Source organism: Novosphingobium sp. ZN18A2, from assembly GCF_036784765.1.
Taxonomy (GTDB): Bacteria; Pseudomonadota; Alphaproteobacteria; order Sphingomonadales; family Sphingomonadaceae; genus Novosphingobium.
Map to the genome: position 1 here is coordinate 846996 of NZ_CP136651.1, position 23016 is coordinate 870011.

A 23016-nucleotide genomic window follows, 5' to 3' on the forward strand; every position below is an offset into this window, starting at 1 on the left:
TTGCGACGGAAACCAACCGGGGGAATCGAAATTATGCGTCCTGTGATCCTTGCCGCGCTGCTTGCCGCGGCCGCGCTTCCCGTGGCCGCCGCGCCTGCCCTTGCCGCCCAGCCCGCCGCCGTCCCCCACCCCGCCGCTGCGGCAGCATCCGGGCCGGAGCGATCCTTTACCGGAGAAGACCTGTTCAAGGTGCAGGGCGCGGCCGATCCGCAGATCAGTCCGGATGGCCGCCAGATCGCCTATGTGCGCATGGCGGCGGACGTGATGACCGATCGAAACGTGCCATCAATCTGGCTGGTCGATGTGGCGAGCGGGCGCGAACGGCCTTTCGCCACGGGCAAGGGCGCGCACTATTCGCCGCGCTGGTCGCCCGACGGAAAGCGCATCGCCTATGTCTCCGGCGACGGCGCGGGCAGCCCGGAAATCCATGTGCGCTGGGTGGATAGCGGGGCCGATGCGAAAATCACCAACCTGCCCACCGGGCCGCGTTCGCTGGCCTGGTCGCCCGATGGAACGCAGATCGCCTATGTGATGAACGTGCCCGGCCAGGGGATGACGCTGGGCAAGCCGCCGGCCAGGCCCGAAGGCGCGAAATGGGCCGATCCGCTGCAGGTGATAGACCGCGTAACCTATCGCTTCGACGATGCGGGATATGCCAAGCCGGGCTTCGATCACCTGTTCCTCGTTTCCGCCGATGGCGGGGCGCCGCGCCAGTTGACCTTCGGCAACTTCGATGACGGCGGACCGCTCAGCTGGACGGCCGACGGGCGCAAGATACTGTTCAGCGCCAACCGGTCCAAAGACTGGGAGCGAGAGATCATGAACAGCGAGGTCTATGCCCTCGATGTCGCATCGGGTGCGCTCACCGCGCTCACCAGCCGCTATGGCCCCGATGCCGGGCCCGCCGTATCGCCCGACGGGCGCCGCGTCGCCTATGTCGGCTTCGACGATCATCACCGCAGCTATGAAAATGCAGAGCTTTACGTGATGAACATCGACGGCAGCGGATCGCGCGCGCTGACCGCAAAGCTCGACCGCAGCATCGACGGGCTGGACTGGCAGGGCAACAACGCGATTGTCGTCTCCTATGACGATCACGGCCGGAAAAAGGTTGCCCGCGTGGGGCTGGACGGGTCGATGCGCACGCTGGTCGACAATGTCGAGCCGGGGAGCGACCTCGACCGCCCCTATACCGGCGGCAGCTATTCGGTCAGCGCCAACGGCGTGATCGCCTATACCTCGAACCCGCCCACCGCGCCGGCGGACCTTTGGGTCGCGGGCAAGGGCAGCCCCAGGAAGCTGACGGACCTCAACGGAACGTGGCTGGCGGGCAAGGCGATGGCGCCGGTGCGCAAGATTCCCGTGACCGCGCCCGACGGGCGGCAGATCGATGCGTGGCTGGCAACGCCGCCGGGGGCGCAGCCGGGCAAGCGCCTGCCGCTGATCCTTGAAATCCACGGCGGACCCAATGCCGCCTATGGCCCGGCCTTCGCCACCGACGTGCAGCTTTATGCGGCGCACGGCTATGCGGTGCTCTATACCAATCCGCGCGGATCGACCTCTTACGGGGAAGAGTTCGCGAACCTGATCGACCGGGCCTATCCGGGCAAGGACTATGACGACCTGATGGCCGCGGTTGACGCCGCGATCGCGGATGGCGTGGCGGACCCAGACAACCTGTTCGTCACCGGCGGTTCCGGCGGCGGCGTGCTGACCGCGTGGATCGTGGGCAAGACCGATCGGTTCAAGGCGGCGGCCACGCAAAAGCCGGTGATCAACTGGATATCCGAATCGCTGACGATGGACGCAACGCCCTTCACCTCGCGCTATTGGTTCGACAAGCGGCCCTGGGAAGATCCGATGGCCTACTGGAAGCGGTCGCCGCTTTCGCTGGTCGGCAACGTCAAGACGCCGACGATGGTGGTTGTCGGCAGCGAGGATTATCGCACGCCGGACAGCGAAGCCGAACAGTACTATGCCGCGCTGCAGATTCGCGGCGTTCCCACGGTGTTCGTGAAAGTGCCGGGCGCCAGCCACCACGGGCTGGCGGGCCGGCCATCGCAAGCCGCGGCGAAGGCTTCGGCAATCCTCGCGTGGTTCGACAAGTACAGGACGGACGGGAAGGCCGCCGGTGAGTGAATCGGATTTCGATCTGAAGCTGCGTTGCAATCACGTCCTGTCGGGCCACCCCCCGGCGGCCACGGCGGACGTGCTGCGCGCGATGGCGCAATCGCCCCATGCGCTGGCGGAACCCGATATGTACGGCGCGGGCGGCGCGGTCGCCGCGCTCGAAGCCCGCGTGGCCGCGCTGCTCGGCAAACCGGCGGCGGCGTTTTTCGTGAAAGGCATGACCGCGCAGCTCGCCAGCTTGCGCACCCATGCCGAAGTGGCGGGCGTCTCCAACATCGCGATCCATCCGCAAGGACACATGGACGTGGACGAGGCCGGATCGATCGAGCGGGTGGGGGGAATCGCGCCCGTCCGGCTTGGCCGGTATCGCCCGTTCACGGTTGACGATCTGGTGGCCTGCCGGGACCGGCTCGCCGCCGTGGTCGTAGAGCTGCCCCTGCGCCGTTCAGGGTATCTTCTGCCCCCTCTTGGTGCCCTTAGGGACATTTCAGGATGGTGCCGCGAAAACGGCGTTCCGCTGCATTTCGACGGTGCGCGCTTGTGGGAAGCGGCGGCCGGTTACGGCGTGGACCTGGCAGAGCTCGCCGCGCTGGCGGATACGGTTTATGTGTCTTTTTACAAGGGGTTGGGCGGGATCGGCGGTGCCGTCCTTGCCGGCGGCGAAGAACACGTTGCCGCGCTCGCTCCGTGGAAAACGCGCTTTGCCGGCAATGTGTTCACCAGCTTTCCGCAAGCGATCACCGCGCTTGACGGGATGGACCGTCACTTGCCCAAGATGCCCGCCTATGTCGCCCGCGCCCGCTCTCTCGCATCGGCGCTGAACGGGCGGATTCAGGCCGTGGTCCATCCCTCTGCGCCGATGACCAACGCGTTCCAGATTCACATGGCGGGTACGCCGGCGGACCTAAAGGCGCGCAATCGCGCATTCGCCGAACAGCACGGCGTCTGGCTGTTCAACGTCTTCACGCAAAGCCCGTTCGATGGGCAGAGCATCGGTGAAGTTGTGATCGGCGAAGCGGCGGAATCGTTCAACGACGAGACCGCCACAGGCTGGCTTGCCGCGTTCTGCCGGTGTGGTCGAAAAGCGCTCTAGGTCAGGCGTCCGCCTTGCGCGCGCATTCTATGCAAAGCGTCGCGGTGGGCAGCACTTCCAGCCGCTTCTCGCCAATCTCCGCCCCGCAGGATGCACAGGTGCCATAAGTGCCGCGTTCGATGCGGAGCAGCGCCTGGCGAACGTCTGCGATTTCGTGGCGCAGCACGTCGTCGATCCCGGTCAGCGCCTCGTCGTCGGCAAGGTCTATCGCCTGTTCGGGAAGATCGTCGTCCAGGGGATGACGCAAGTCGTCCTCAACCACTTCGGCGCGGGCCAGCAGGTCTTTCAACATCGCGCGCAGGCGCGCTTCGGTGGCGGTGTTATCGGTCATCGCATATCCCTTCGCCCGATAGATGGACTCCGGTTGTCGCGATGGCAAGATGCCCGAAGAAATCGCCGATGCCGGTCTTGCCGATTGTTCCGGAATGGCCGTTTTGGCGGCTGGCTGGGGCGGCAGGATTCGAACCTGCGAATGCCGGTACCAAAAACCGGTGCCTTACCACTTGGCGACGCCCCAGCAGGAAGGCGCGCTTATAGCGTTCGAACGCGTAATGGGAAGGGGGCGTTTGCCCCCGGTCCCCAACAGGCTGCGGCCCTGGTCAGAAGCCGCGCGTCACGCCTTCGAGCACGTCGCTGGGCAGCGTATCGAAGTCGCTCGCGTCATGACGTTCGAGCAGGCCCTTGCGGTTGTTTACCAGCCGCCCGCGGCGCACGCCGGGCCGCGCGTCGATCTCTGCCACCCAGCGGCCCACGTTTTCATATTCGTGCATCGAAAGGAACTGGGCCGCCTCGCCATAGGCTTCGCCGCGATAGATATTGCCCAGCCAGGCATAGGCGGCGATGTCGGCGATGGTGAAATCGTCTCCGGCCAGAAAGCGCGTTTCGGCAAGGCGGCGGTTGGCAACGTCGTAAAGCCGCTTGGTTTCCATCGAATAGCGGTTGATCGCATATTCGATCTTCACCGGGGCATAGTTATAGAAATGCCCGAAACCGCCGCCGATGAACGGAGCGGAGCCCATCTGCCACATCAGCCACGAAAGGCACTCTGCCCGGCCCTTCACGTCCGTTGGGATGAAGGCGCCGAACTTTTCGGCAAGGTGCAGCATGATCGCGCCGCTTTCGAACACGCGGAACGGTTCGGGGCCGCTGCGGTCCTGCATCGTGGGAATCTTCGAATTGGGATTGAGCGAGACGAACCCCGATCCGAACTGGTCGCCTTCGCCGATGTTGATCAGCCAGGCATCGTATTCGGCATCGCCGAAGCCTGCTTCAAGCAGTTCCTCGAACAGCATCGTCACCTTCTGGCCGTTCGGCGTGGCGAGCGAATAGAGCTGGAACGGGTGCTTGCCGACCGGCAGCTCCTTTTCATGCGTGGGGCCGGCGATCGGCCGGTTGATGTTGGCGAAGGCGCCGCCGGACGGCTGGTCCCAGGTCCACACCTTGGGCGGGACGTAATTCTCCTCCGACATCGACATCTCCTGAAGTTTGTATGTGTTACTTACCAATAGCGTGTGAGGCCCGCGGCTTGCAACCACCTACTTGCAGCCGCCGGTTCGTCCACTTCGCAATGCGCGTCAGGGCTTTCCTCCGTGGAGAGCCTCGCCGCTGCGTTCGGGGCCGAACATCACCCATATCGCCAGAATCACCGCGGTAACCCCACCGAACAGCGCGAGTGCCAGCGCATAATCGTTGCCGTGCGCTTCTGCAAAGCCGGCCTGCCACACGTCGTTGCCAGACGCGGCAAGGTTGCCCAACTGGTAAACGAAGCCGGGGAACATCGCGCGGATCGCGGGCGGAGAAAGCTCGTTCAGGTGCGCGGGCACGATGGCCCAGGCACCCTGGACCGACACCTGCATCAGGAACCCGCCGATGGCGAGGACGATTGCGCCCGTGGTGAACACCCAAAGCGGAATCAGCGGCAGTGCAAGCAGGCTGGCGAAAACGATCGCGCGCCGCCGCCCGATCCGGTCCGAAAGCGGGCCGAACAGCATCGCGCCTGTAATCGCGCCGATATTCATCACGATGGCGATCGTGCCGGTGGTCTGCGTATCGAACCCGCGCTGGACTTTCAGGAACGTGGGATAAAGATCCTGCGTGCCGTGACTGAACGCATTGAACGCCGCCATCAGCACCACGAGGTAGAGCGCCAGCTTCCAGTATCGGCCAAGGTCGGCCAGCGGGGCGAAAGGTGAGCTGCCGGGCGCATGCTCGCGCTCTGCGAAGACGGGGCTTTCCTCTACGTGGAGCCGCACGAACAGCACGAACATGGCCGGTGCAAGGCCCAGCACGAACATCCAGCGCCAACCGATCGAATCGAAGAACAGGTAATAGACCGCGCTCGCCAGCAGATAGCCCGAAGGATAGCCGGACTGGATCAGCCCCGAAACGATCCCGCGCACCTTCGGCGGAATGGTTTCCATCGCCAGGCTTGCGCCCACGCCCCATTCGCCGCCCATCGCAAAGCCGAACACCGTGCGGACGACCAGCAGCTGCGTCAGCGTTTGCGCCGCGCCCGAAAGGGCGGAAAGGACGGAGAAGCCCAGAACCACCATCACCAGCACCGGACGGCGACCGATCCGTTCGGCCAGCAGGCCGAACACCAGTGCGCCCACCGGCCGCGCGGCCAGCGTAAGCATGATCGCAACCGCCACCGATTTCACATTGGTGCCGAAGGTCGTGGCGATTTCCGGCAGAAGGAAGACCATCAGGAAGAAATCGAAGGCATCCAGCGTCCAGCCCAGGTAACCGGCCCATACGGCCGTGCGCTGCGGGCGCGATAAGGCCCTGAAATCATCAATGAAACGCATGCGCCCCGTCTCCCCCGTTTGTCCGGCTGGTTTTGCCGCATGTGTAATGGGCTTCTTGCTGGTCGCAACCATGTTACGAGCGGGCGATGCGAAACCCGCCACTCTGCACCGCGCTTTGCGCGCTTCTGATGGCTTGCAGCGCCTGCTCGAAACGTCATGAGCCTGACCGGTCCGGCTTGCAGCCGCTTACCGATCCGGCGGCCCTGACCTTGCATGACGTGGCGATGCTGGCCGATCCGCCGGCCGGGGCACCGCGCGTCGACTGTTCGGGCAAGGCGCGCGATGTCGCTGCGCGGCTGGCGCGGGCAGAGGCAGGCAGCTTCGGCGCCCAGCGCGCGAAATTGTTGCTGTGGGGTGTGCAGGCAGTGGGTCATCGGGACGCGGGCGGAAGGCTCTGGACGCTTGAAAGCGAAGTAACCGATCCGGCCAGCGGCGCGGTGCAGATCGTCCAGCGCGACTATCTTATGGCAACTGGGTCGGACGGCGGTTGCGCCTATTGGCCGCTGACCCAGAAAGTGCTCGAATGGCGGCGCAATGGCAGCGTCCGGCGGGCGGGCGAGGGCAAGGTGCTGGTCAACTGACCGGCCGGGCCGCGATTTCGGGAAGCGGGGTTGCCGCGCGGGCGTCGAGGATTAAGGTGCCGCGCCATGAAAAACATCCATATGGGTCTTACCGCCGCCGCCATACTGCTGGCCGGCACATGCCAACCCGCCATTGCCAAGGTATCCGTCGATCCCGGCAGGATCACGCAGACGGTGAAGACGATGGCGTCCGACACATTCGAAGGCCGCGCGCCCGGCACTGCGGGCGAAGACCGCACGATCGGCTATCTCATCGCCAGGTTCCAGGACCTGGGGCTTGAACCGGCAGGGCCGGACGGAAGCTGGGTGCAGAAAGTGCCCTTGCTCCATACCACACTCGGCCCGGCGAAAATGGTGTTCGACGGCCCGAAGGGCGCCATGCCGGTCGAACAGTCGAAGCAGGTCTATGTCTCGACCGTCCGCCCCGACGACGAAGCGAAAATCGCGGACGCGCCCGTGGTCTTCGTCGGCTATGGCGTGGACGCGCCCGAGCGCGGCTGGGACGATTTCAAGGGAGTGGACCTCAAGGGCAAGGTTGTGGTCTTCCTTGTCAACGATCCCGATTACTACGCGAAGCCCGGAGAGCCCGCCTATGGCAAGTTCGGCCGCCGGACGATGACCTACTACGGCCGCTGGACCTACAAGTTCGAGGAAGCGGCAAGGCAGGGCGCGGTCGGCGCGCTGGTGATCCACGATACGCCCGCGGCGGGATATGGCTGGAACGTGGTGATCAGCCCCGGCGGCGAAAACTACGACATCGTGCGCAAGCCAGCCGATCTGACGACGCTTGCCTTGCAGGGCTGGATCGCGGGCGATGCGGCAAAGAAGCTGTTCGCGTCTGCCGGACTCGACCTTGCGAAGCTGCAGGTCGCGGCGCGTTCGCCGAAGTTCCGCCCGGTCACGCTCAAGGGCGTGACCTTTTCAGCCGACGCCCCCGTCACGCACGAAACGGTGGAGAGCCATAACGTACTCGCCAAGATACCCGGCAAGACGCGGCCCGACGAGGTGGTGATGTACGGCGCGCACTGGGATGCCTATGGCAAGGGGCCGCCGGATGAGAACGGCAAGATCTATCGCGCCGGCGCCAACGACGATGCTCTGGGCATCGCGGGGATCATGGAAATCGCGCGGGCGATGAAGGCCGCGCCGCCGCCGCAGCGCACCGTGCTGTTCGCCGCGTGGACGGCGGAAGAGCGGGGGCTGCTGGGTTCGGAATACTATGCGTCGAACCCCGTATTCCCGATGGCGAAGACCGTGGCCAATCTCGATATCGATATCTTGCAGACCGCAGGGGCGGCGAAGGATGTGATCCTTGTCGGCAAGGGGCAGGACACGCTGGAGGACGACATGGCGCGCGTCGCGGCAACGCAGGGCCGCACCGTCACCCCCGAAGGCTTGCCGGAACGCGGGCTGTTCTATCGCGCCGATCATTTCAGCTTCGCCAAGCGCGGCGTGCCGGTGCTGCTGCTGATGGGCATCGCCGGGGCATCGGACCTGAAGCAGGGCGGCGTGAAGGCCGGGCAGGCGTGGATCGACCAGTATACCGGTCATTGCTACCATCAGGCGTGCGACCAGTGGAGCGCGGACTGGAACCTCGACGGTGCGGTGCAGGACATCGACCTGATCGGCACGATCGGCGAGGAACTGGCCAATTCGGACACGTGGCCGCAGTGGAAGCCGGGCAGCGAATTCAAGGCGATCCGCGACAAGACGGCGGCAGAACGGGAGTAGGGCTTCATTTCGTCATCCCTGCTTTCACGGGGATGACGATTTCGGGTTATCCCAGCCGCTTGACCCAGCCGTCCGGGTCGGCGGCTTCGCCGCGCTGGATCGCGACCAGCCGGTTGCGCATCTTCTGGGTCAGCTGGCCCGGTCCGCCCGAACCGATCGTGAACTCGCCGAAGTGGCCCGCCACGCGGCCCACCGCGGTCACAACGGCGGCGGTGCCGCAGGCGAAGGTTTCGACCAGCCTGCCCGATTGCGCATCCGCCTTCCAGTCTTCGAAGGCATAGCGTTCCTCGCGCACCGTCAACCCTTCTTCGCGGGCAAGCCGGATCAGGCTGTCGCGCGTGATGCCGGGAAGGATCGTGCCGCCCAGCGGCGGGGTGACCATGGAGCCGTCGTCGAACACGAAGAACAGGTTCATGCCGCCCAGTTCCTCGATCCACTTGCGCTCCGCCGCGTCGAGGAACACGACCTGGTCGTGCCCCTTGGCGATTGCTTCGGCCTGCGGGACAAGGCTTGCCGCATAGTTGCCGCCGCACTTCGCCGCGCCGGTACCGCCGGGCGCGGCGCGGGTATAATCCTCGGCCAGCCAGATTGACACGGCAGGCGCGCCGGACTTGAAATAGTTGCCCGCGGGGCTGGCGATTACCATGAACTTGTAGCTCTTGGCCGGGCGCACGCCCAGGAACGCTTCGGTCGCGAACATGAAGGGGCGCAAGTAGAGCGAGCCGCCTTCGACGCTGGGGAACCATTCGCGGTCGGTCAGCACCAGCTGGCGACAGGCTTCGACGAATGTCTCTTCGGGCAGCGCCGGCATGGCAAGCCGCGCGGCCGAAGCGTTGAAACGCGCGGCGTTGGCCTCGGGCCGGAACAGCGCCATCGCACCGTCCGCCAGGCGATAGGCCTTCAGACCTTCGAAAATTTCCTGCGCATAGTGCAGCACCGCGGTCGCCGGGTCGAGCGTAAGCGGGCCGCGCGGGCCGACCGTTGCATCGTGCCAGCCCCGGCCATCGTCCCAGTCGATAGAGACCATGTGATCCGAAAACAGCGTGCCGAAACCGGGATTGGCCAACGCCTCTATTCGCCGCGCGTCCGGTACCGGCGCCGGGTGGGGCATCCGGGTGAACGATAGGGCGGTATCGGCGGTCGTCGCCATGGCGTTGGGTTCCTCAAGAATCGTGAAGCGCGCGCCTTGAACGATTATTGCGCACAAGGCAAGCGCCATGAAATTTATGGGAAGGCGCGGCGCGGCTTCGCCAAGGCGCTGCCTAGGCAGATTTTCGCGCTGATGCAAAGGGCAGGACGCCGAAACGGCAAGAATGGGTGCAAATGTGAAGGGCCGCCCCGGCAAACCGGAGGCGGCCCTTCGCATGGTCAGCGGCCGGAAGCGCCGCTCACGAAGCCTTTATCGCTTACTTGCCCGAAATTTCAGCGATAATGCTCCGCGCTGCGGGTTGCCGACCTCTCTGCTGAACCATGAGACATCGGATCACCTCCTTTCGCGCTGTTAGAGCCAAAAGCACCGCTTTTTCAGGCGGCTGAGCCGAAAGGACCGCAGGTCCGTTCCGACCTTGTCCCAAGTTGTGAATCATCGGAGTCGCAAGGACAAGACTTGCAATCAATTTTTTTCACGTCAGAATCAGTGCTTCGCGCCGGTTATCCACGGGCGCGTTTTTCATGGCATCGCTGAAAGCCGGGTCAAACGGTTTCCGGGCCACGGCCCTAGCGGCAGTCCTCTATCACGCGGTCGATCTCTTCCCACGCGGGGACGATCAGCGTGTGAAGCCCGTTCACCTCTACGGCGATGCGTCCGCGGCTGAACGCCATTGCGTCGAGAGCGGGATCGCTGGCCGCGAACGTCGCGCGAAGCATGGGCAAGGCACCGGGCAACGGCACGGCATCCAGCGGGCGCACCATGCTGGTGGTGAGCAAGGTCATCGGCAGCGCGGCGGGCGCCGATCCCGCGCGATCCAGCATCACCTGGCGGCGCGCCCGGTCGCAACGCAGCAGCAACAGCGGGTTCGATCCCGGTTCGCCATATGCGGCGACAGAGCCGGTGCCGTCCGGGCGATAGGACCAGTCCCCCGCGGTCAGCGGCGCATCGCGCCAGTCGACTTGCGGCGCGGGCGGCGGCGGAGGAGGCGCAGCGGTGCGGACAGGTTTGGGCGTGGGCGGCGGTGGAGGCGGCGGCGCGGGGCTTGAAACGCACCCCGCCACGAAAATGACCAGTCCCAGTGGCAAAAGCGCCCGAAACGTCAGCTTGCGGTTGATCTCCATGGCGCGGGTATGGAAGGAAGCCGGCGTGACCTCAAGCCCGCCCCGCAAATCGAAATCCCGCGTCGATCAGATGCTTGCAGAGCGCGGGCTTGCCGAAAGCCGCGCCCGCGCGCAGGCGCTGATCCTTGCGGGACTGGTGTTTTCGGGCGAAACGAAGATCGCCAAGGCGGGCCAACAGCTGGCGTCGGACGCGCCACTGGAGGTGCGCGGGCGCGATCACCCGTGGGTTTCGCGCGGCGGGATAAAGCTGGCGCACGCCATCGAACATTTCGGACTGGACCCGGCGGGCGTTACCGCGATGGACATCGGTTCATCCACCGGGGGATTTACCGACGTTTTGCTCCAGAACGGGGCCGATCATGTCTTCGCGGTCGATTCGGGCACCAACCAGCTTGCGTGGAAGCTGCGGCAGGACCCGCGCGTGACGGTGCTGGAAAAGACCAGCGCCCGCATCCTGACGTCCGCGTTGATTGACCGGCCAGCCACGTGGGTGGTTTGCGATGCCAGCTTCATCGGGCTGGCAAAGGTTCTGGAAGTGCCGCTGGCGCTTGCCGCGCGGCCAACGCGGCTGGTTGCCCTGATCAAGCCGCAGTTCGAGGTGGGGAAACAGGAAGTCGGCAAGGGCGGCGTGGTGCGCGATCCGGCGCTTCACGAACGCGTTTGCGGTGAAGTGCGCCACTGGCTGGAAGGCGAAGGGTGGACGGTGCAGGGTATCGAGAAAAGCCCGATAACCGGGCCGGAAGGCAATGTGGAATTCCTGATATCGGCCATGCGCGAATGACCCTTGGCGGGGTCTGCCAAGGCCATATCGCCCGTTTGCAACGAAGCCGGTCCTGATTTGGCACGCTGAAGTGCTGTCCACACGTTGCCAGCACGCCCAAGCCTCGCCAATATTCGTGGCGAATCGGCCCGGAACGGGCGCAAGCATCGGAACCCATGCAGCTTCTTGCCTCGCCCGCCCAGCTTCGAGCCAGCCTGCTGCGCTGGTCGCTGTTTATCGTTCCCGTCGTTCTGGGACTGGGTTTCCTTTCCGGAATGCTTTCCGGCAGCGGTCCGCGCAATCCCTGGTTCGCGGGGCTGGCCATGCCGTCTATCTATCCGCCGCCGATTGCGTTCCCCGTGGTCTGGACGCTGCTTTACCTGCTGATGGGCATCGCGCTTGCCATGGTGTTGAGCGCGCGCGGGGCAAGCGGGCGCGAGGCCGCATTTGCCGTATTCGCCGCGCAGTTCATCCTCAACCTTGCTTGGTCGCCCGTGTTCTTCGCGTTGCACAAGGTCACGCTGGCCTTCGGCATCATCGTGGCGCTGGCCGTTCTGGTCGCGGCGACGATGGCCGTGTTCGCGCGGATCCGTCCGCTGGCGGCCTGGCTTTTGGCGCCCTATCTGGCATGGGTCTGTTTCGCGGCGGTGCTGAACTGGCAGATCCACCAGTTGAATCCGGGTGCGGATGTGCAACAGGAATCGGGCGCCGCTGTGCGCATGGACCTGTGATCCCCTTGCAGGCAAACGCCGCAGGGGCCATCTAGCGCCTGACCGTTCCAGACTTCACGTTCCATTCAAGGCCAGAATTGCGATGCAAAGCGAAAACCCCGTGATCTCCGACTTCGTGAAGCTGCTTAACAGCGCGGCTGGCACCATTGCCGGCATGGGCCGCGAAGCGGGCGAAAGCGCGCGTGAGCGCATGCGCGAGGCGCTGGGCGGCGTGGACTTCGTGAGCCGCGAGGAATTCGAGGCGGTCAAGGACATGGCCGTGGCCGCGCGCGAAGAAGCCGATGCCCTGAAGGAACGCATTGCCGCGCTCGAATCCGCGCTCCAGGCGAAGGGCGGCAAGGCCGCCGGCACCACGCGCAAGTCTGGAAGCTGAGCTTCAGCCTAGTGGATTGATTTTGACATTTGCTTCCCCCCAGCCGGATAGTGAGGTTGCAAATGTCAGAATCGGACCATTAGTTTTCGTCGCTGGCGATTGCCGCGGTATCGCATTCCAGTTTCCAGGCGAAGCCGCCCGGACTGAAATCGAGCGTCACGTCCGCACGAAGCGATCTGGCCGGCACGTCGCGGATCAGCGTCGTGCCGAAACCCGCGCGCTCAGGCTCCCGCGCCGCCGGACCGCCGCTTTCACGCCAGCCTATCGTGAATCGCCCGTCCGCCACGGACCACCGGATGGCGATGTGTCCGCCGGCTTCGGCCAGCGCGCCGTATTTCAGCGCGTTGGTCGCCATTTCGTGTAGCGCCATGCCCAGCGTTTCGGCTGCGCGCGGCGACAGCTTGAACACCGGCCCGTCGATCTCGACCTGCCTCAGCGCCGACTGGCCCAGGAACGCGAGTTGCGCCTCTACCAGTTCCCCGACCGGGATCGCCTTCCATCCGCGCCGCGTCAGTAGGTCCTGGTTCGCGGCAAGGCTGGTCAGTCTCTGTTCGAACCGGCCCACGAAATCGCCATCGCCGGTTGCGGACCTGCGCAGAAGCGACTGGACGACGGCCAGCATGTTCTTCGACCTGTGGTTGACCTCCATCAGCAGGAGACGGATCTGTTCTTCCTTGTCGCGCAGGTCGGTGATGTCGGTGTTGGTGCCGAACCAGCTGCAGATATTCCCCGATTCGTCGCGGATCGGCATCGCGCGCGAGAGGAACCAGCGATATTCGCCATCGGCGCCGCGTAACGGAAAGGTGTCTTCCCACGGCTCGCCGGTGTCCCACGAATGCTGGATGCGGGTGACCACGCGATCGACGTGATCGGGATGGTGGACCGTTTTCCAGCCCCATCCTTCCATGTCTTCCAGCGTCGTGCCGGTAAAATCGTGCCAGCGCTTGTTGTACCAGAAGATCCAGCCCTTGCTGTCTGCGATCCATGCCAGCTGGCTCATGTTGTCTGCCAGCACGCGAAAGCGGTGCTCTGCTTCCATGGCGGCTTCCTGCTGGTCCAGGATCGGCCCGGCATCGCGCAGGATCGTGCTCGCCGCGACGATGCGGCCCTCATCGTCGAGGATCGGCGAAACGGTGATCGATACGCGCACGATCGAACCGTCCTTGTGCAACCGTTCCGTCAGGAAGGCGTCCACGCGCTGTCCGGACAGCACCTTGGCGATTACTTCGTCTTCCTCGCCCTGCCGGTCGGACGGGATCAGCCTGCGGATAGACTGGCCAACCATCTCGCCGGGCTCGTATCCGAAGATTTTCCGCGCGCCGCTGTTCCAGGTGATGATCGTTCCGTCGAGCCGCTTGGAAATGATGGCGTCGTCACTGCTCTCCACCAGAGCGGCAAGGTGTGCCGCTGCGTCCGGCGGCGTCAAGGTCGATGTCATTCATCCACTATGGGCAGGACCGGCGGGGAAAAGCAAAGGTTCGTTTGCGCCCGCCGGGTCAGTTTGGTCCGGGCCAATCAGGGCGCGGCCTTCACCGGCACCTGTCCGTTCCACGCCCAGCCGTTGATCAGCCACGTGCCTGACGCTTTCGACAGCGTGCAGGTCATCGTCGCATCTTCGTGCATGGCCACGCCCTTTTCCACGTAGTCATAGGTGACCGGGAGGACGACATAGGCGGTCTTGCCGTCGGACTGCACGCGCAGCGGATCGCCCAGTGTCACTTTCGCGCCGGTGATGCCCCTATCCTGAGCATCCATGTCCCATTCGTTCATCCAGTCGGCGATCGCGGTCTTCCCCTGCCACACGTGCGGCGCGAATTCGTCGATGACCACCGAACCGTCGGGACTGACCGCCTGTAAGGCGGTGTTGGCACTCCCGGCGTTGAAGCCGTCGGTAAACTGGTGGATCGGTTTCAGGATCGCCGCGTCGCTCGATCCGGCCAGTGCCGGCCCCGGAATGGCGAACGCCGGAATGCAGCATACGAACGCGGCTGCCGCCGCCCGTGCAAAGGCCTTCATCGCAAGACTCCCCCAACTCGTGAAATCACGATGCGACCTGGACGGGAGATTGCGCCTGAAGTGCGCACCTGTCACGCGCGATCATGCCTTGCGAATCAATCGCTTGCCACAAGCGAACCAGCGACTCGGCAGGTGCTTTCGCGTCAGAGCCCGGCGGCGGTGAGCGCCCGGTCGAGGTCCTCGATCAGATCGTCTGGATCTTCCAGCCCCACGTTCAGGCGAAGCATTCCTTCCGGAACGCCCATGTCCTCGCGCGCTTCCGCGCCGACCGAATGGTGCGTGGTAGAGGCCGGGTGGCACATCAGCGACCGCGAATCGCCGATGTTGTTCGAAATGTCGATCAGTTCCAGCCCGTCGAGCAGGGCATGCGCCTGTTCGCGTCCGCCATCCAGCACGATGGAGAAGATCGGGCCGCAATCCTTCATCTGCTTCATCGCCAGCGCGTGCTGCGGGTGGCTTTCAAGGCCGGGGTGCAGCATCTTCGGTACGCGGCCTTCAAGGAAACGGCCGACCGTCATCGCGTTTTCGCTCTGGCGCCGGATGCGAAGGTCCAGTGTTTCCATGCCTTTCAGCACCACCCATGCGTTGAAGGGCGAAAGGTTCGGGCCGGTATTGCGCTGGAATGGCAGCAGCTTGTTGTTGATGAAATCTTCCGATCCGCAGACGGCGCCCGCCAGCACGCGGCCCTGGCCGTCCATCATCTTGGTGGCCGAATAGGCGACAACGTCGGCGCCGAAGTCCATCGGGCGTTGCAGCGCGCTGGTGGCGAAGGCGTTGTCCACCACCGTGGTGATCGCTTCCTGCTTGGCGATTGCGCAAACGCGCTCAAGGTCCACGATGTCGAGTGTGGGATTGGCCGGCGTTTCGAAGAAGAACACCTTGGTGTTCGGCTTGATCGCGCGGTCCCACGCGTCAACGTCGCGCGAATCGACAACGGTGCCTTCGATTCCGAAACGCGGCAGCAGGTTGTCGACCAGCCAGCGGCACGAACCGAACGCGGCCTTTGCCGCGACAACGTGATCGCCCGCCGAAAGCTGGCAGAGCAGGGCCGCCGTCATCGCCGCCATGCCCGATGCCTGCACGCGGCAGGCCGGCGCGCCTTCCAGCAAGGCGATGCGTTCTTCCAGCATCTGCACGGTCGGGTTTTGCAGGCGCGAATAGGTCATGCCCTGTTCTTCGCCCGCGAAGCGCGCGGCCACCGATGCCGCATCGTCATAGGAATAGCCGGAGGTCATGAAGATGGCCTCGCTGGTCTCTCCCATGTCGGACCGCCATGTGCCGCCGCGGATCGCGCGGGTTGCGGGGCGCCACTTGGCGGTGATCGAACGGTCCTGGCCGGCAGTCTTCTTCATGGGCTGCGCTCTATGCGCGCCGGCGGGCAGGCGCAAGCGAGATGGGGCGTTGCGCGGTTTGGGACGAGGTCCTAAAGGACGGCGCGTTGATGATCGAGCGCCCCGCCTTTGCACACCGGCCCGTTCCGCTCGAACGCGACCCGCTCGGCTGGGTTCTGCTGATTGTCGCGGTTTTCTTCCTCGTCACGCTGAACCGGCTCGGCACCCCGTCGATGCCGATGTTCGACGAAATCCACTACCTTCCCGCGGCGCGGCGGCTGATCGACCTGACCAGCCGGCTCAATCCCGAACATCCGCTGGTAGGCAAGGAATTCATGGCGCTGGGCATGGTGCTGGCGGGTGACAATTCGTGGGGCTGGCGCCTGCCCAGCGCGATCCTTGGCGCGATCGGCCTGTTCGGGGCGACGCGCGCGGTGTGGTGGGCCAGCCGGTCGCGCATGGCGACGATCCTGTTCGGCATCCTGTTCGCCACCAACTTCGTCTGGTTCATGATCGCGCGCATCGCGATGCTGGACATGGCGATGGGGGCCTTTTTTGCGCTGGCGGTATGGCAATGGGTGCTCGCGTGGCAGGATTCCGCGAAAGGGCGCAGGCACCTGGTGCTGACCGGCCTTTTCATGGGGCTTTCGCTGGGTGCAAAGTGGAATGCGGCGCCGCTGATGATTATTCCCGGCCTGCTGTTCGCGTGGGACCGTCTGATGGCGCTGAAAGGGCGGCGCGTCCATGTCCTGTGGGCGCGCAATGCGGGGCCAGTGCCCGGCGTTTCGCTGATGGAGGCATTCGTCTGGCTCGGCCTGTTCCCGGTGCTGGTCTATTTCGCGACCTTCGCGCCCGCCTTTTTCTATGCGCAGGACCCGCTGACGCTGCGAAAGCTGGTGCCGTTCCAGCAATACATGCTGCAATTGCAGGACAGCGTGGTGAAGCCGCACACCTATATGAGCCGGTGGTGGCAATGGATGTTCAACATCCGCCCGATCTGGTTCCTCTATGAAAACGTGGACGGCGCGCAGCGTGGCGTTCTTATGGTGGGCAATCCCTTCACGATGCTGGCCGTGCTGCCCGCGCTGGTGCTGTGCCTGTGGGGCGGGCTGCGCGGCAATCGCCTGAAGCTGGGGCTGGTGCTGCTCTATGCGTTCGCGGTGGGTTTCTGGGCGCTCAACGGCAAGCCGGTGCAATTCTATTACCACTACATGCTCGCCGCCGGTTTCGCGATCGCCGCGCTGGCCGTGGTGCTGGGCGAATGGTGGGAAAAGGGTGTCCGCTGGCCGGGCTGGGCTTCGCTTGCGCTGGCGATCGGCATGTTTGCATGGTTCTATCCGATCCTTTCGGCTGGCGCGCTGCCTGCCAAGGACAGTTTCGCGACCTATACCTGGCTCCATTCGTGGCGCTGACGCGACCGGATTGGATGCGATTGCGTTGAAAACAGGCGGTTAAGCGGTTAGTCGAACCGGCATGCGCGACGCCTGGATCGCTTTCGCCATTGGCGCGGTCTTCTTCCTGTTCGAATTCGTCACGCGGATCGAACCGAGCCTCGACGCGCAGGCCATCGCCGCGTTCTATCACATTTCGGATTCGGGCTTCGGCACGCTTTCAAGCCTGTTCTTCTGGATTTATGCGCCGATGCAGATCGTGGTCGGGCTGGCGCTCGACCGATATGGTGCGCGGCGCTTCATCCTGCTCGGCAGCCTGGCCTGTGCCAGCGGCGTGCTGGTTTTTACCGCAACGGACAACGTGGCGATCGGCGGTTTCGGGCGGTTGTTGACGGGGTTCGGCGCCTCATTCGCGTTCGTTTCGGGAATGTGGCTGGCAAATCACTGGTTCGCGCCGGAACGCTTTGCGGTCTTGTCCGGAACGGTGAACGCGGTCGGCATGCTGGGGTCGGCCATCGGCGCGGTAGCCTTGTCGGACCTGATCGATACGGTCGGCTGGCGACCGGTCTTCACCGGCACGGGCCTTGCCGGACTGGGCATTTTCGCGATTGCCTGGCTGTGGCTGAGGGAACCCGCGTCTCCTGCCGCAACCGCCGACAGCGGAGCGGTCGAACATGTGCGCGACAGCCTGGCCGCCGTGCTGGGAGACAGGCGGATCTGGGCCTTGGCCGTGGTCGGGCTGCTCTATTACATGCCCGTCAACGTATATGGCGGGCTGTGGGGTCCGACCGAGCTGGTCCACGATCACCACCGCAGCCGCGTTGCCGCCGAAGCGGCCATTTCGATGATCTTCTGGGGCATGGCCGCCGGCAGCATAGCGGGCGGCTGGATTTCGGACCTGCTTGGCCACCGGAAATACCTGGTCTTCGGCGGCGCGATCCTGACCGCGCTGGCCTATGCCGTTGTGCTCTACCTGCCGATGTCCGCCTATGCCGAAGGCGCATTGCTGTTTGCGGCGGGCTTCTTCGGCGGCGGCCAGATGCTGACCTTCACGATGGCCAAGGAAGGCCAGCCCGGAGAGGTGACCGGCACGGTGGTCGCCTTCGTCAACATGATCGGCATCGCCGGCGCGCTGGTGTTCCAGCCGCTGGTCGGCTGGCTGGCAGACCGCGCAGGCGGCAACTTCGCACTGGCGCTGGCAACCGTTCCGGCCTGCGTGATGCTGGCGGCGATCATTGTCCTGGCGATCCCTGAATACCGCCACCCCGACCACGCGCCGGGCGCTCGGCCGGGAGGAGAGGCCGCCTGAGCGGCGGCCCTGCCTGCCCGGCCTCTACCAGTAGATCAGGCGGCTTCGGCCTTGTCGCCCGCGCGCTCAAGGTTGAGCCGCTCGGCCAGCAGGAACGCCAGTTCCAGCGATTGCGCGGCGTTGAGGCGCGGATCGCAATGGGTGTGATAGCGGTCCGCCAGGCGCTCGTCCGTGATCGCCACCGCGCCGCCGGTGCATTCGGTCACGTCCTGTCCGGTCATCTCTATATGGATGCCCCCCGCGTGCGTCCCTTCGGCGCGGTGGACCGCGAAAAAGCCCTTCACTTCGGAAAGGATTCGGTCGAACGGGCGCGTCTTGAAGCCGCTGTCCGATTTCACGACGTTGCCGTGCATCGGATCGCAGCTCCACACCACCGGATGGCCTTCGCGTTCCACCGCGCGGACCAGCGGCGGCAGGCCGGCTTCCACCTTTTCGTGGCCAAAGCGGCTGATCAGCGTGATCCGCCCCGCCTCGCGCGAGGGGTTCAGCGTATCGAGCAGCTTAAGCAGCAGGTCCGGCTCAAGCGAGGGGCCGCACTTCACGCCGATCGGGTTGCCCACGCCGCGCAGGAATTCGACATGCGCCGAACCGTCAAAGCGCGTGCGGTCACCGATCCACAGCATGTGCGCGCTGGTGTCATACCAGTCGCCGGTCAGCGAATCCTGCCGCGTCAGCGCCTGTTCGTAAGGCAGCAGCAAGGCTTCGTGGCTGGTGAAGAAGCTGGTGCCCTGCAGTTGCGGGACGGTCGACGGATCGACGCCGCATGCTTCCATGAAATCCAGCGATTCGCCGATGCGATCCGCCAGGTCGGTGAACTTGTCGGCCCAAGGGCTGCGGCCCATGAAGTCCAGTGTCCACTGGTGCACCTGGCGCAAGTTGGCATAGCCGCCGCCCGCGAAGGCGCGCAGCAGGTTCAGCGTGGCTGCCGCCTGGCTATAGGCGCGCAGCATCCGGTCGGGATCGGGAATGCGCGATTCGGGGCTGAAATCGATTCCGTTGATGTTGTCGCCCAGATAGCTGGGCAGTTCCACGTCGCCCTGCTTCTCGACCGGCGAGGAGCGCGGCTTGGCGAACTGGCCGGCCATGCGGCCCACCTTCACCACCGGCTGCTTGGTCGCGAATGTCAGCACGACCGCCATCTGCAGCAGCACGCGGAACGTGTCGCGGATGTTGTTGGGGTGGAATTCCGCAAAGGATTCAGCGCAGTCCCCACCCTGAAGCAGGAAACCCTTGCCCGCCGCCACTTCGGCCAATTCTGCCTTTAGTGCGCGTGCTTCGCCCGCAAAGACGAGCGGCGGATAGCTTGCGAGGGTCTTTTCGACCGCGTCCAGCTTGTCCGCGTCGGGATAGGCCGGCAGATGCCGCGCCTCGAACCCGCGCCACGTCGATGCATTCCAGTTGCTTGCCACTTGTCCTTCCTTTCAAGAAGGCGCGCCCATACGCGCCCGCGCGCGCAATTGCAAAGCAGGGATTGCGCCCAGAGTAATCGATATAGCAATTTTATGGCGTGCGGGCCGCCGCCGGGATCATTTTTTTGCGGGCATCACTTCCAGCCGCCAGCTGCGGTCCTTCACCAGGAACGTTTCCGCAAGGACCTGCACCTGCTCGGGCGTGATCCTGGTGAAATCGCTGAGGATGGAGCGGATATCCGTCAACTTGCGCGGGTCGAGCGCGCCGCCCGTCAGCTGGTACATGTAAAAGCCGTTGCCGGTGCTGGCGCGTGTGATCAACTGCTTCAGCGGCTCCGTCACGCGTTCCAGCTCGTCCTTCGACGGCGGCGTGGCGGCCAGGTCTGCCGCGATCTTGTCCGCGGCGTTGAAGAACGTGTCCATGTCCTGCGGGCGCAATTGCACCGTCGCGGCGACGAACCCGCCCGAAGGCAGGTCCAGCGGCCAGGTGCTGGCAACCTGCGGGGCATAGCTTGCGCCGACCTTTTCACGCATCGCGTCGAACAGGCGGTTGTTCATGATCTGGGCCAGAACCTGCAATTGACGCGAGATGTGGACGCCCTTTTCCCCGCCGCCGGTGGGCCAGGCGATCACCGCCGCGGCCTGGTTCGCGTCGCCGCGATGGGTCAACAGAACGGGTTGCTCGTTATGGGCCGGGATGTTGGGGGAAAGCGTGGCCGTGGGCAGCGGATCGCGCGGCGCAAGCGCGCCGAACGTCTTTTCCAGCGCGGCGATTGTCTTGTCGCGATCGAAATCGCCGAAGATGTCGACCTCGACCGGCCCCTGCTTCAGAAGCGGCGCCCACGCGTCCTTGAAGCCTTCGGGCGTCGCCTTGTCCAGCTCTGTCGGCGTCGGCGTCTGCCAGCGCGGATCGCGGTCATGCAAAAGCCACTGCAGGTCGCGGTTGAGCATGCCCTGCGCCGAACCGTTATAGGTATCGTACTGGATCTTCGCAGCGGCGATTGCCCGCTTGACGGGATTGGGGTCCCAGTCGGGCAGGGCGATCTTGGCGGCCATCAGATAAAGTTCGTCGGCCAGGTCGGCTTCGCGCGTATCGCCCGACAGCACGAAGGCGGTATCGTCGATAGAGAAATCCAGTCCCAGCTTGCGGCCGGTTGAAAGCTGGTCGAGGTCTTCGCGGTTCAGCGATGCCAGCCCGGCATCGATCAGCGCCGCGTCGCCAAGCTGGGCGTAGACAGCATCCTTCACCGGGATCGCCGCGTATCCTCCGCCAAAGCGGACGCGCACGATGACGCGGCCGGGTTCGGCATCGTTGGGCCACAACAGCGCCTTCACGCCGTTCGAAAGATCGACCGTCTCGATACCGAGCAGCCCGGCGGGCTTTGCGGAGGCCAGTTTGCCCGGTGTGCCGATGGCGGGAAGTTCGGAAAACGTGATGTTGCGCGCCGTGATACGGCTGCCGCCATCCGCGCGGACGGGCGCGACAAGCGCCGCCTTGATCGCGGCGGACGTCGCTTCGCCGTCCTTGGGCGTTACGTACATCGCGCGTTCGACCGTGCCCTTGAACAGGTCGCGCGTATGGTCGAGCACGGCCTGCGGAGTGAACAGCGGAATCGACTTGCGGAAGATGCTGTAAACGGCGTCGGGCGCGGCAACCGTTTCGCGGATGTCCACGGCCTGCACCAGATTGTCCGCCACGGTCGATGCCGCCAGCGTTTCCTGCGTTTCCACCGGAACCTTGAAGGCCACGTCGAACTCGGCCAACTCACGCTTGATCTCCGCCTCGCTGGGCGGCGTGTCCACCGCATCGGCGATCACTTCGCGCACATCGCGCAAGGCCGCCTTCCAGTCGTCGCCCAGCGGGGTGACGCTGATGGTGGTGATATTGGCCGATCGGCTGGCGTCGCTGCTGTCGACCGAGGCGAACAGGAAGCTGCCGCCCGCGCGCGCCTTGGCTTCCAGCCGGCGGTTGATCAGCGTCATCGCCAGCCGGTCTATCATCAGTCCCTGGTTATAGACGATGGTATCGTTCTTCTTGCGCCAGGGCCGTTCGATCGCGACGGTCAGGATGCGCGGCATTTCCGGTTCCACCATCACCTTGACGGTGCCGATGGGATGGCCCGCGTCGTCGTTCGCGGGCGCCTGCGGTTTACCGAAATCGGGCGCGGCGGGCTTTGGCCCCTTTGCCTTCCAGCCGCCGAACCACTGCTTGATCTCCGCGATCATGGCGTTGGGATCCTGATCCCCCGCGACGATGACGATGGTATTGTCGGGCCTGTACCACTTGTCGTGGAAGGTCTTGATCGACTTTGCGCTCGCCGCCTCCAGCGTCGCGTCCGTGCCGATCGGTGCGCGATCGGCAAGCGGCTGGCCCTCGAACAGAAGCTCACGCTGCGCATCGGCGACGCGCGCCTGCGCGCCTGCGCGTTCGCGCTTTTCGGCCAGCACGATGGGCACTTCGGTCTTCACGCCGTGATTGGTGAAGATCGGAGAGATGATCATGCCGGACAGCAGCTTGAACGTCTCGTCCAGCTTGGCCGGCGTCATGTCCGGAACGTCCAGCTTGTAAACGGTCTGCGTCGGGCTGGTTTCGGCGTTGGTGTCGCTGCCGAAGGTGGCGCCCAGGCGCTGCCACGTGGGAATCGTCTCGCCTTCCTTGAGGTATTTCGATTCGCGGAAGGTCAGGTGCTCGAGAAGGTGTGCATAACCGCGCTGCGCTTCGGTTTCGTACATCGATCCGGCGTCGACAAGGACGCGGACCGACATCTGGTCGGGCGGGACGCCGTTGTGCCGCACCGCATAGCGCAGCCCGTTGGGCAGGGTGCCGAAGATCCATGCCTTGTCCTGCGGGACGTCGCTGCCCTTGTAGAGCCAGTCCGAGCCGGGTTGCGGCGGAACCGTACTGGCGGCGGGGCTGCTATCCGACGCTTGCTGCTGCGCATCCGCCGGGGCGGCGAACGCGATCAGGGGAAGAAGGAAAAAGCCGAAACGCCGGGCGGCGCGCTGAAACAGGGACATGGGCGCGAATATAGGGGCGCAAGCGATGAAGGACCAGTGAATAGGCGGGCCGATTTCCGGCCCGC

General features: G+C 64.8%; 19 protein-coding genes and 1 tRNA gene. 9 read left to right on the forward strand and 11 right to left on the reverse strand.

The annotated features are described in order from the left end of the window. Positions 1-33 precede the first annotated feature (33 nt). Both RXV95_RS04150 and RXV95_RS04155 read left to right on the forward strand, forming a co-directional pair. Entirely contained in the window at positions 34-2139 is a 2106-nt protein-coding gene (locus RXV95_RS04150; protein WP_338467754.1) for a S9 family peptidase, read from the forward strand. After that, the gene (locus RXV95_RS04155; protein WP_338467755.1) at positions 2132-3223 is read left to right on the forward strand and encodes a beta-eliminating lyase-related protein; all 1092 of its coding nucleotides are present in this window, start codon (positions 2132-2134) and stop codon (positions 3221-3223) included. The genes RXV95_RS04150 and RXV95_RS04155 overlap by 8 nt, the downstream gene beginning before the upstream one ends. Before the next feature lies 1 nt (position 3224). On the opposite strand, the gene RXV95_RS04160 is transcribed toward RXV95_RS04155, so the two are convergent. The 4 genes from RXV95_RS04160 to RXV95_RS04175 all read right to left on the reverse strand — a co-directional run bounded on the left by RXV95_RS04160 (position 3225) and on the right by RXV95_RS04175 (position 6030). Then, positions 3225-3554: a TraR/DksA family transcriptional regulator gene (locus RXV95_RS04160; protein WP_338467756.1), complete on the reverse strand. Its 330-nt coding sequence runs from the start codon at positions 3552-3554 to the stop codon at positions 3225-3227. Between the two features lie 111 nt (positions 3555-3665). Continuing rightward, a tRNA-Gln gene (locus tag RXV95_RS04165) sits at positions 3666-3740 on the reverse strand. 82 nt (positions 3741-3822) lie between these two features. Next, positions 3823-4692 (reverse strand): glutathione-dependent disulfide-bond oxidoreductase, encoded by an 870-nt coding sequence (gene yghU / locus RXV95_RS04170; RefSeq protein ID WP_338467757.1) that lies wholly within the window; start codon positions 4690-4692, stop codon positions 3823-3825. A 105-nt stretch (positions 4693-4797) separates the two neighbouring features. Then, entirely contained in the window at positions 4798-6030 is a 1233-nt protein-coding gene (locus RXV95_RS04175) for an MFS transporter (protein ID WP_338467758.1), read from the reverse strand. Positions 6031-6206: 176 nt separating this feature from the next. Here RXV95_RS04175 and RXV95_RS04180 point away from each other — a divergent pair, with 176 nt between their 5' ends. Both RXV95_RS04180 and RXV95_RS04185 read left to right on the forward strand, forming a co-directional pair. Then, the gene (locus tag RXV95_RS04180) at positions 6207-6611 is read left to right on the forward strand and encodes a hypothetical protein (RefSeq protein ID WP_338467759.1); all 405 of its coding nucleotides are present in this window, start codon (positions 6207-6209) and stop codon (positions 6609-6611) included. 66 nt (positions 6612-6677) lie between these two features. Beyond that, entirely contained in the window at positions 6678-8342 is a 1665-nt protein-coding gene (locus RXV95_RS04185) for a M28 family metallopeptidase (protein WP_338467760.1), read from the forward strand. 46 nt (positions 8343-8388) lie between these two features. Here RXV95_RS04185 and RXV95_RS04190 read toward each other — a convergent pair whose 3' ends face one another. Together RXV95_RS04190 and RXV95_RS04195 are read right to left on the reverse strand one after the other, a co-directional pair. Beyond that, a complete protein-coding gene (locus tag RXV95_RS04190) occupies positions 8389-9492 on the reverse strand; it encodes a branched-chain amino acid aminotransferase (protein WP_338467761.1) in 1104 nt (367 codons plus the stop codon). A 566-nt stretch (positions 9493-10058) separates the two neighbouring features. Then, on the reverse strand, positions 10059-10613 hold the full coding sequence (locus RXV95_RS04195; RefSeq protein WP_338467762.1) for a hypothetical protein: 555 nt from the start codon (positions 10611-10613) through the stop codon (positions 10059-10061). A 70-nt stretch (positions 10614-10683) separates the two neighbouring features. Between RXV95_RS04195 and RXV95_RS04200 the strand changes: the two genes are divergently transcribed. The 3 genes from RXV95_RS04200 (at position 10684) to RXV95_RS04210 (ending at position 12477) form a co-directional block, all read left to right on the forward strand. Beyond that, the gene (locus RXV95_RS04200) at positions 10684-11394 is read left to right on the forward strand and encodes a TlyA family RNA methyltransferase (RefSeq protein ID WP_338468492.1); all 711 of its coding nucleotides are present in this window, start codon (positions 10684-10686) and stop codon (positions 11392-11394) included. Between the two features lie 155 nt (positions 11395-11549). Continuing rightward, complete coding sequence (locus RXV95_RS04205) at positions 11550-12104, forward strand: TspO/MBR family protein (RefSeq protein ID WP_338467763.1); 555 nt, start codon at positions 11550-11552, stop codon at positions 12102-12104. An 82-nt stretch (positions 12105-12186) separates the two neighbouring features. Next, the gene (locus tag RXV95_RS04210) at positions 12187-12477 is read left to right on the forward strand and encodes an accessory factor UbiK family protein (protein ID WP_338467764.1); all 291 of its coding nucleotides are present in this window, start codon (positions 12187-12189) and stop codon (positions 12475-12477) included. 79 nt (positions 12478-12556) lie between these two features. Here RXV95_RS04210 and RXV95_RS04215 read toward each other — a convergent pair whose 3' ends face one another. The 3 genes from RXV95_RS04215 to RXV95_RS04225 all read right to left on the reverse strand — a co-directional run bounded on the left by RXV95_RS04215 (position 12557) and on the right by RXV95_RS04225 (position 15845). Continuing rightward, the gene (locus RXV95_RS04215; protein WP_338467765.1) at positions 12557-13915 is read right to left on the reverse strand and encodes a PAS domain S-box protein; all 1359 of its coding nucleotides are present in this window, start codon (positions 13913-13915) and stop codon (positions 12557-12559) included. A gap of 77 nt (positions 13916-13992) precedes the next feature. Further along, positions 13993-14493 carry a hypothetical protein gene (locus RXV95_RS04220; RefSeq protein ID WP_338467766.1) on the reverse strand — a complete coding sequence of 167 codons (501 nt, stop codon included), beginning with the start codon at positions 14491-14493 and terminating at the stop codon, positions 13993-13995. A 143-nt stretch (positions 14494-14636) separates the two neighbouring features. Beyond that, the gene (locus tag RXV95_RS04225) at positions 14637-15845 is read right to left on the reverse strand and encodes an aminotransferase class I/II-fold pyridoxal phosphate-dependent enzyme (RefSeq protein WP_338467767.1); all 1209 of its coding nucleotides are present in this window, start codon (positions 15843-15845) and stop codon (positions 14637-14639) included. Positions 15846-15934: 89 nt separating this feature from the next. Between RXV95_RS04225 and RXV95_RS04230 the strand changes: the two genes are divergently transcribed. Both RXV95_RS04230 and RXV95_RS04235 read left to right on the forward strand, forming a co-directional pair. Further along, on the forward strand, positions 15935-17236 hold the full coding sequence (locus RXV95_RS04230) for a glycosyltransferase family 39 protein (RefSeq protein ID WP_338467768.1): 1302 nt from the start codon (positions 15935-15937) through the stop codon (positions 17234-17236). Between the two features lie 61 nt (positions 17237-17297). Continuing rightward, on the forward strand, positions 17298-18524 hold the full coding sequence (locus tag RXV95_RS04235) for an MFS transporter (RefSeq protein ID WP_338467769.1): 1227 nt from the start codon (positions 17298-17300) through the stop codon (positions 18522-18524). Positions 18525-18559: 35 nt separating this feature from the next. On the opposite strand, the gene RXV95_RS04240 is transcribed toward RXV95_RS04235, so the two are convergent. Beyond that, the gene (locus RXV95_RS04240) at positions 18560-19933 is read right to left on the reverse strand and encodes a 3-deoxy-7-phosphoheptulonate synthase class II (protein ID WP_338467770.1); all 1374 of its coding nucleotides are present in this window, start codon (positions 19931-19933) and stop codon (positions 18560-18562) included. 117 nt (positions 19934-20050) lie between these two features. Further along, complete coding sequence (locus RXV95_RS04245) at positions 20051-22951, reverse strand: insulinase family protein (RefSeq protein ID WP_338467771.1); 2901 nt, start codon at positions 22949-22951, stop codon at positions 20051-20053. Between the last annotated feature and the right edge of the window lie 65 nt (positions 22952-23016).